The organism is Micromonospora craterilacus (assembly GCF_003236315.1).
Taxonomy (GTDB): Bacteria; Actinomycetota; Actinomycetes; order Mycobacteriales; family Micromonosporaceae; genus Micromonospora; species Micromonospora craterilacus.
Genome location: NZ_POTY01000398.1, coordinates 1 through 3,199, shown reverse-complemented (window position 1 = coordinate 3,199; position 3,199 = coordinate 1). Strand labels below are relative to the sequence as shown.

2 protein-coding genes are annotated in these 3,199 nt (G+C 74.2%); both read left to right on the top strand.

What is annotated here, in order from left to right:
* Positions 1-1,758, top strand: a 1,758-nt coding sequence (gene eccCb, locus C1I95_RS32945) for a type VII secretion protein EccCb (protein ID WP_111219905.1), incomplete at its 5' end; no start/stop codon positions are given.
* 73 nt (positions 1,759-1,831) lie between these two features.
* Positions 1,832-3,157: a type VII secretion-associated serine protease mycosin gene (gene mycP, locus C1I95_RS32940; RefSeq protein ID WP_199524020.1), complete on the top strand. Its 1,326-nt coding sequence runs from the start codon at positions 1,832-1,834 to the stop codon at positions 3,155-3,157.
* The last annotated feature ends 42 nt before the right edge of the window (positions 3,158-3,199 follow it).

The following is a 3,199-nucleotide window of genomic DNA, read 5'->3' as shown; positions in this document are numbered from 1 at the left end:
GCCCCACCCGTCGCCGAGCAGGACGAGGACGGCCGGGAAACCCTGCTGGACCTGCTGGTCGGCCGGCTCGCCGGGCAGGGACCGCCGGCGCACCAGGTGTGGCTGCCGCCGCTGGACGGCGCGCCCGCCCTGGACGAGCTGGTCGGTCCGCTCGCGGTGGACCCGGTCCGGGGGCTCACCTTCGGCAACCCGGAACTGCACGGAACGCTACAGGTGCCGGTGGCGATGGTCGACCGGCCGTACGAGCAGCGTCGTGACCTGCTCTGGCTGGCACTGGACGGCGCGGCCGGCCACGTCGCGGTGGTCGGCGGTACGCAGAGCGGCAAGTCCACCGCGCTGCGGACGCTGATCTGCGCGTTGGCGCTCACCCACACCCCGGCCGAGGTGCAGGTCTACTGCCTCGACTTCGGTGGTGGCGGGCTGGCCTCGGTGCGGGACCTGCCGCACGTCGGCGGGGTCACCGGGCGGGCCGACCCGACCGGCGTACGGCGCACCGTGGGCGAGATGGCCACCGTGCTGGCCGACCGGGAACGCACCTTCGCCGAACTCGGGCTGGAGTCGATGGCCGCCTGGCGGCAGCGGCGCGACGCCCAGGTCACCGCCGGTGAGCCCCGGACCGACCCGTTCGGCGACGTCTTCCTCGTCATCGACGGGTGGGCGACCCTGCGCGGCGAGTACGACGACCTGGAACCGCTGATCACCGACCTCGCCACCCGGGGCCTGTCGTACGGCGTGCACGTGGTGGCGACCGCGGTGCGCTGGTTGGACTTCCGGCCGGCCATCCGGGACCTCTTCGGCTCCCGGCTGGAGCTGCGTCTCGGTGACCCGTCGGACTCGCTGGTCGCCCGGCGCGCGGCGGCCGACGTGCCGGAGCAGACACCGGGACGGGGCATCACCTCGGAGAGCCTGCACTTCCTCACCGCGCTGCCGCAGCTCGCCGGCTCGGAGACCGCCGGTCTGGTGAAGCAGGTGACCGCGGCCTGGGCCGGACCGGCCGCGCCCCGGGTGCGACTGCTCCCGGCGGTGCTGCCGTACGCCGATCTCGACCTCGACGCCACCACCGGGCTGCGGATCCCGGTCGGGATCGCCGAGGCGGACCTACGCCCGGTCGTCCTCGACTTCACCACCGAGCCGCACTTCGTCGTCTATGGCGACGCCGAGTGCGGCAAGTCGTCGTTCCTGCGTGCCCTGGCCACCTCGATCGTCAGCCGGTTCACCCCGGAGCAGGCCCGGCTGATCCTGGTGGACTACCGGCGCAGCCTGCTCGGTGCCATCGAGACACCCCACCTGATCGGGTACGGCACCGCCGCCGCGCACACCGCCGACCTGGTCGAGTCGGCCGCCGGCTACCTGCAGGGCCGGATCCCCGGCCCGGAGGTCGGCCCGGCGCAGCTGCGCGACCGGTCGTGGTGGTCCGGCCCGGAACTGTTCGTGCTGGTCGACGACTACGACCTGGTCGCGAGTGGGCCGTCGAACCCGCTACGGGCGCTGGAGGAGCACCTGCCGCACGCCCGCGACGTCGGGCTGCACCTGGTACTGGTCCGACGCTCCGGCGGCGCCGGCCGCGCCCAGTACGAGCCCGTCGTGCAGCGGCTCCGCGAACTGTCCACCTCGGGCCTGGTGATGTCCGGCAGCCCGGAGGAGGGCGCGTTGGTCGGCCCGGTCCGGCCCGGACCGCTGCCGCCCGGGCGCGGTCGGCTGTTCACCCGACGCGAGGGCGTACGCCTGGTCCAGTTGGCCCACCTGTCACCACAGTGACGCCGAGTCCACGGAACGTCCCTAGAAGCGGGACGGAACCGGTAATCTCCGATCGTCATGTGTCCTGCGACGAATGGCTGAGATTGTGACCAGGGTGCGGCACGGCGGTCCGCCAGGGCCCCGCGGGTTGGCGCACCGCGCGCTGCTCGCGGCCGCCGCTGCCGTGCTGTCGGCTGCCGTCGCGGTCGTTCCCGCTGCCGCCGTGCCGGCCCCCTCACCCGCCCTCGGCGTTCCCGTGGCGTACGCGCCCGGAGACGTGACGGACCGCGCCGACCAGGTCCGCGACGAGCAGTGGCAACTCGACAAACTGAACGCCAAGGCCGCGTGGCGTACCTCGACCGGGCGTGGCGTGGTGGTGGCCGTCATCGACTCCGGGGTGGACGGTTCCCACCCCGACCTGGTGGGCCAGGTGCTGCCCGGTCTCGACCTGGTCAGCCCCAGCGGGGCGACCGAGCCGGATCCGGTCGGCCACGGCACGACGGTGGCCGGCCTGATCGCGGGGCGTAACGACGACCGTCAGGGCGTGGTGGGGCTCGCCCCGGACGCCCGGATCCTGCCCGTGCGGGTCCTCGACGAGGAGAACCGCTACGACGACGCGCTGATCGTCGCCCAGGGTGTCCGATGGGCGGTCGACAACGGCGCCCAGGTGATCAACCTGTCGCTCGGCGGCAGCGGCGACAGCGCCGCCCTGGCGGCCGCCATCGACTACGCCTTCGCCCGAGACGTGGTGGTGGTCGCCTGCACCGGCAACCTCGCCACCTCGCCCGACGCCAAGGTGTGGTATCCGGCCCGGGAGCCGGGCGTGATCGCGGTCTCCGGCCTGGAACGCAACAGCGACAACCTGTGGAGTGGCGCGATCACCGGCCGCGCCACCATCCTCACCGCCCCCGCCAGCGGTCTGGTCGGTGCTCGCCCGCCCAGCGGGTACTGGCGGGTGCAGGGCACCAGCTTCGCGGCGCCACTGGTCGCCGCCACCGCGGCCCTGATCCGGGCCCGCTACCCGCAGCTGTCCGCAGGCGACGTGGTGAACCGGCTGCTGGTCACCGCCAAGGACATCGGCCCCACCGGCCGCGACGACCGGTTCGGCTACGGCCTGGTCGACCCGGTCGCGGCGCTGACCGTGGACGTGCCGCTGGTGCACGACAACCCGCTGGACGACAACGACTCGCCGGGCGTGACGGGATTCGGCCCGGCACCCGGCTCGGTGCCGGTGAACGACCCCGGCGCCGAACAGCTCGGCCTGACCGGACCCCAGCAGGAGACCCAGTGGCGGGCCCGGGCCGCCGGGGCGCAGGACGACACCGCGACGGAGCGGCTCTGGGTCGGCTCGGCGATCCTCGTCGCCCTGCTCACCGGCGCGGCGCTGATGGTGCGCCGGTTCCGGCAGTCGCACCGCTGACCAGCCCGGTCGCCCGCCCCGCCGCCGGCCGCTGCGCCGGAT